At 66.2% G+C, this 5,462-nt stretch carries 7 protein-coding genes and 1 tRNA gene; 2 read left to right on the forward strand and 6 right to left on the reverse strand.

Annotated elements, in window-relative coordinates:
• Positions 1-154: 154 nt before the first annotated feature.
• A tRNA-Ser gene (locus JOY90_RS14210) sits at positions 155-244 on the reverse strand.
• 219 nt (positions 245-463) lie between these two features.
• Between JOY90_RS14210 and JOY90_RS14215 the strand changes: the two genes are divergently transcribed.
• Positions 464-790 (forward strand): hypothetical protein, encoded by a 327-nt coding sequence (locus JOY90_RS14215; protein WP_291691752.1) that lies wholly within the window; start codon positions 464-466, stop codon positions 788-790.
• A gap of 9 nt (positions 791-799) precedes the next feature.
• On the opposite strand, the gene JOY90_RS14220 is transcribed toward JOY90_RS14215, so the two are convergent.
• The 4 genes from JOY90_RS14220 to JOY90_RS14235 form a co-directional block, all read right to left on the reverse strand.
• A complete protein-coding gene (locus JOY90_RS14220) occupies positions 800-1,501 on the reverse strand; it encodes a haloacid dehalogenase type II (protein ID WP_291691753.1) in 702 nt (233 codons plus the stop codon).
• Between the two features lie 20 nt (positions 1,502-1,521).
• A complete protein-coding gene (gene bioB / locus JOY90_RS14225) occupies positions 1,522-2,499 on the reverse strand; it encodes a biotin synthase BioB (protein WP_291691754.1) in 978 nt (325 codons plus the stop codon).
• Between the two features lie 98 nt (positions 2,500-2,597).
• On the reverse strand, positions 2,598-3,281 hold the full coding sequence (locus JOY90_RS14230) for an alpha/beta family hydrolase (RefSeq protein WP_291691755.1): 684 nt from the start codon (positions 3,279-3,281) through the stop codon (positions 2,598-2,600).
• A 2-nt stretch (positions 3,282-3,283) separates the two neighbouring features.
• On the reverse strand, positions 3,284-3,889 hold the full coding sequence (locus JOY90_RS14235) for a TetR/AcrR family transcriptional regulator (protein WP_291691756.1): 606 nt from the start codon (positions 3,887-3,889) through the stop codon (positions 3,284-3,286).
• Positions 3,890-4,032: 143 nt separating this feature from the next.
• Between JOY90_RS14235 and JOY90_RS14240 the strand changes: the two genes are divergently transcribed.
• Entirely contained in the window at positions 4,033-4,977 is a 945-nt protein-coding gene (locus tag JOY90_RS14240) for an SDR family oxidoreductase (protein ID WP_291691757.1), read from the forward strand.
• Between the two features lie 30 nt (positions 4,978-5,007).
• On the opposite strand, the gene JOY90_RS40140 is transcribed toward JOY90_RS14240, so the two are convergent.
• The gene (locus JOY90_RS40140; RefSeq protein ID WP_367276935.1) at positions 5,008-5,085 is read right to left on the reverse strand and encodes a BBE domain-containing protein; all 78 of its coding nucleotides are present in this window, start codon (positions 5,083-5,085) and stop codon (positions 5,008-5,010) included.
• Positions 5,086-5,462 lie beyond the last annotated feature (377 nt).

Here is a 5,462-nt window from a genome sequence, read left to right on the forward strand (position 1 = left end):
CTGTCGGACACCCATCGCGAGAGTCCGATAGTCCCTGAATTGCAAGCAGACCTGGCGGCGGATGCTCCCTCTCAGCGCGAACTGGAAACTGCACAGGAGCCAACGTGAAGAAAATCGTAGAAGATCGTAGTCCGGAGCAAAAAAATCGTGAGAATGGCGGAGAGAGTGGGATTCGAACCCACGGTACGGTTTCCCGCACACACGCTTTCCAAGCGTGCGCCTTCAGCCACTCGGCCATCTCTCCGTTTGCGGCCCTCTCTTGAAGGGGCGAGGCGGTTTTTGCAAGCATTTGGCGCGAAGGCGGCGCGACATTCGCGCAACATATTGAAAAATAGGCGTTATCCGAACCAGACGGCGCCTGGAGAGAAGCCGTAATTGCCAGGAAGCGTGAACCGGGCGCCGGGTCGGCGCGACGATGCTTACGATGATTTGGCCCCGGCGGGCTTGTAGGGAGGGGACGAGCATGAAGGGCTTGCGGATGATCGTGATGGCCGCGGCGGCGGTTGCCGGGATCGCCAGCGCGAACGCGGCGAACTGCACCAAGCAGGGTACCGACGTTACCTGCGACGACGGCCGCCGCGGGGTGTGGACCGGCGATTCCATCATCTGGGCGGACGGCACCCGCGTCAGCGCCGTGACGCAGCATCCAAGCGTCATCATCGGCAACAAGGCCTCCGTCCACATCGGGCCGGGCGTCTTCGCCGGCAACGGCAAGGGCGGCCACGTGCCGATGGAGGACCCGCAGACGCAGCACTGCGCCATCCTCGACGGCGTGTCGTATTGCGAATAACCCGCCGGATCACACGATCGCGGCCGCCAGCTCCGTCATGCTCGGCACCAGGATGTCCGGCCGATGCGGCGTCGCGCCGAACGGCCGCGCGCGGCGATCGATGAACGCGGTCCGCATGCCGGCCGACTTGGCGCCGATGCAGTCGAAGGCGTGGTTGGCGACGAACAGGATCTGGTCCATCGGCAGGCCGATCAGCTCGGCCGCCTTGCGGTAGGTCGCGACATGCGGCTTGAAGGAGCCTGCTTCCGCGACCGAGATGACGCGGTCGAACGGAATGTTATGGTGCTGCTTCGCGGCCTCCAGCATGTCCGGATCGCCGTTGGAGAGCACGACGAGCTGGTATTTCGTCTGCAGCTTCGCCAGCGCCGCCGGCACCTCCGGAAACGGCTTCAGCTTCTCGATCTCGCCGACGAGATGACGGACCTCGCCTTTCGTGTAGCTGATGCCGGCGCGGCCCATCACATGGGCGACCGCGCGCTGACCGATCTCGCGATAGGGTGTGTGCTCGCGATGCAGCAGCGCGTCGATCATCGAGTTCTCGAAATGGGTGCGCCGCCACCAGGTGACGAAGGAATTCGGGTCGCCGCGCCAGCCCTTCTCTTGCAGGAACGGCGTGACGACCGCCACGAGCCCGCCCTGCATGTCGACCACCGTGCCGTATTGGTCGAACATGCAGGCCTTGACCTGGTTCTTGATGTTGTCGACGCTCACCGCATCCCCCCTTTGCGCGATCAGAGCGCTTCGAGTCCGAGCCTGCGGAACAGTTTCCTGTCCGCGGCCTCCTCGGGATTGCCGGCGGTCAGCAGCGTGTCGCCGACGAAGATCGAGTTGGCGCCGGCGAGGAAACATAGCGCCTGCATCTCGTCGCTCATGGCGGAACGGCCGGCCGACAGCCGCACGAACGAGGTCGGCATCATGATGCGCGCCAGCGCGACGATCCGCACGAATTCGAGGCCCTCGACCGGATCGGCATTGGCGAGCGGCGTGCCGGCGATCGGGATCAACCGGTTGATCGGCACGCTCTCCGGCGGCTCCGGAAGGTCGGCGAGCGTCACCAGCATGTCGACGCGGTCCTCCTCGCTCTCGCCCATGCCGAGGATGCCGCCGCAGCACACCTTCATGCCGGACTGCCGGACATGCTCCAGCGTCTCGAGGCGATCGGCATAGGTCCGGGTCGTGATCACGCTCGGATAAAACCGCTCCGAGGTATCGACATTGTGGTTGTAGTAGTCGAGTCCGGCCCCGCTCAGCCGATCCGCCTGGTCGCGGTCGAGCATGCCGAGCGTCATGCAGGTCTCCAGCCCCAGCGCCTTCACGCCCTCGATGATCGCGACGATCGCGTCCATGTCACGCGGCTTCGGGTTGCGCCAGGCCGCCCCCATGCAATAGCGGCTCGCGCCGCCCTGCTTCGCCTTGCGCGCTTCGGCGACGACGGCCTCGACGTCCATCAGCCTGGAGGCGACAAGGCCCGTTGCATGATGCGAGGACTGGCTGCAATAACCGCAATCCTCCGGGCAACCGCCGGTCTTGATGTTGAGCAGCCGGCTGAGCTGCACCCGGTTGGGATCGAAACGCTGCCGATGCACCGACTGCGCGCGAAACAGCAGATCGTTGAACGGCAGGCCGTAGATCGCCCAGGCGCTCTCGCGGGTCCAACGCGGCGTCCTCGAAGGCGCCGGCCCGGCCGTCTCGTGCGTCACTTCCAGCATTCCCATTCTCCGTCGTCGCATTGCGCGCGGACCTTGGCACGATCCGGCATGCAGCGCCAGCAAGGCCGATCTGAGCGATCACGAATTGATCGCGGCGCTCAATTGCGCATGGAATCGATCCACGCCGCACAGCGATCGAGGATCTCGGCCATGACAGCGGCATCGTTGCGGCCCGAGCGCGCCGGTACATGGAACGAATGATCGGCGGACTCGACCCGATGCAGCACCGCCCGATCACCGAGTTTGGCGACCACCGGCGCGAGCAGGTCCAACTCGGCGAGCTTGTCGTTGGTGCCTTGCAGGAACAGCATGGGGATGCGCACATCACTCAGATGATCGGCACGCTCGCGCGATGGCTTTCCCGCCGCATGCAGCGGAAAGCCGAAGAAAACCAGCCCGCGCACACCGGCGAGCGGCGCCTTGGCCTGCGCCTGCGAGGTCATGCGCCCGCCGAAGGATTTGCCGCCGGCGAACAATGGCAGGCCGGGACAAGCGCCCGCGGCCTCGCCAACGGCGGCGCGCACCGCCGCTTGCGCGATCGCCGGCGGATCAGGCCGCTTGCCGGCCTTCTCCATGTACGGAAACTGGTAGCGCAGTGTCGCGATTTTGCGTGCGGCAAGGCCGGCCGCCGCCTCGGCCATGAAGGCATGATCCATCCCCGCGCCCGCGCCGTGGGCGAAGACATAGCAGGCGCGCGCGTCCGGCGGCTGCAGCAGCAGCGCCGAGACGCGAGCGACCTTGCCGACATCGATCCGAAGCTTCTGCGGGCCGACAGTGCTCATCTTCAGCGCCTCGCAGATTCGATCGGCCAGAGATATTCCAGCACCTGGCGCAGCATCGCCATGATCTCCCGCCGGCCGGAGTCCGTGCCGGGATCGCCGAACTTGCCTTCGAGCGCGAGCTTGGCGAAGCCGTGGGCGGTCGACCACGCCACGGTGGCCGCGACCTTCGCCTGCTTCGGCGTGCCGGCCACCAGCGCCGCGACGACGACCTCGAATTCGCGATGGGCGTCCCGCGAGGCCTTGCGCAGGCGCTCGTCGCCCGCGACCAGCCGCTTGTTGGAGAACATCATCTGGAATCGCCCGGAATATTTCAGCGCGAAGGCGACATAGGCCAGCCCCTGCGCATGCAGGCGCAGATGCAACGGCTCCTTCTTTTCGGCCGCCTGCTTCAGTGCGGCGCCGAGCTCCTGATAGCCGCGGATCGCGACCTCCGTCAAAAGGCCCGGGGCGTTGCCGAAATGATGCGACGGCGCAGCCGGCGACACGCCCGCGCGCCGCGCGGCCTCGCGCAGCGTGAAGCCTTCAGCGCCCTGGTCGGCGAGGATGGCCTCGGTCGCCGCAATCAGCGCCTCCTGGAGGTCGCCATGATGATAGCCGGCCTCCGGCATGGAAGGCGGGCTCCGCCTTGCGCGCGCAGGCGCGGTCGCTCTCTTCGGCATCTTTAACTTGACACTGTTCAGATTAGGTCCTACCCATCTTAACACCGTTAAGATTGAGACCAGCGTGCTCGAGCGCGGAACAGGAGCCCGACATGATCGACAATCAGGATAGCATCGCGCCCGCCGGCGTAAAGCGGCGTCACCTGATCGGTGGCGCGGCGCTCGGCGTGACCATGGGCGCCCTCGGCGGTCTCGCCGGCGGCGTGGCGCTCGCCGATGGCGCGAAGCTGCCGCAGCAGAAGCCGAGCGGCAAGCGCCGCTTCGAGAACAAGGTCGTGCTGGTGACCGGGGGCACGTCGGGCATCGGGCGGGCGGCATCGCTGATGTTCGCGGCCGAGGGCGGCAAGGTCGCGTTCTGCGGTCGCAATGTCGAGCGCGGCAAGCAGGTGCAGGATGAGATCGGCGAGGCCGGCGGCGAGGCCGTCTTCATCCGCGCCGATGTCCGCAATGAAAGCGAAGTCAAGGCGCTGGTCGACCGGACGATCGAGACCTATGGCAAGCTCGACGTCGCCTTCAACAATGCCGGCATCTCGATCGAGAAGCCGCTGCACGAATACGCGGCGAGCGAGTTCGACGACGTGCTCAATACCGATTTGCGCGGCGTGTTCCTGGCGATGAAATACCAGATCCCCCACATGCTCGCGCGCGGCGGCTCGATCCTGGTGACGTCCTCCTCCAATGCGATCGCGACCACCGCCAAACGTTCGGCCTATTCCGCCGCCAAGCGCGGCCTGGTCGGCCTGGTGCAGGCGGCCGCGCTCGACTATGCGCAGCACGGCATAAGAGTGAACGCGCTGATCCCGGGAACGACGGACACGCCGTTCATCCGAAGACTCTCCGGCATGGAGAACCTTCCCGACGCCGCCTGGCATGTCGCGGTGTCGCAGTGGGCCAAGACCCATGTGCCCGGGATGCAGCGCGTCGCCACCGCCGAAGAGATCGCAGCCTTCGCGGTGACCTTGGCGTCCGACGACCATCCCTACACCACCGGCGGCCAGTTCGTGATCGACGGCGGCAAGACCGCGCAGGCCGGATAGCGCGAGCGCCCGGACGTCTCGTCGACCCGCTCAGGTCGCTGCCGGCAGCGGCACGCTCCGGGCGTGGTGGAACAAATTGTCGGAATCGTATTGCTGCTTCATGGCCATCAGCCGCGGCAGGTTGTCGCCCAGTAGGCCGCGGCGTAGTCCGACAGATCGAGATCGCAATAGTTCACACAGGACGCGCCAGGCATGAAGTTGCGCATCGCCGCATAGACCTTTGCCACCTGCGCGACATGGATCGGCGTGCCGGTGCTGCGAGTCCAGCTCGAATAATATTGGATGCAAAATTGCGTCGCGATGCCGAAACTGCCACCGCCCCTTGCATGCCCGGTACGGATCTGGCTCGGAGGTCGCGTTCGCGGTCAGCACCCTGGCCCCGGGCATAGACGAGGGTAGCCTCCTCCAGGCTGTCGCGGGTCAGCCTGTGCGAGCGCGCCAGCAGCCCGTGGCCGCCGCCGAGGATGTGGCCGGAGATGCCGACC

It is taken from the genome of Bradyrhizobium sp. (genome assembly GCF_019242285.1).
In the GTDB taxonomy this organism is placed as follows: Bacteria; Pseudomonadota; Alphaproteobacteria; order Rhizobiales; family Xanthobacteraceae; genus Bradyrhizobium.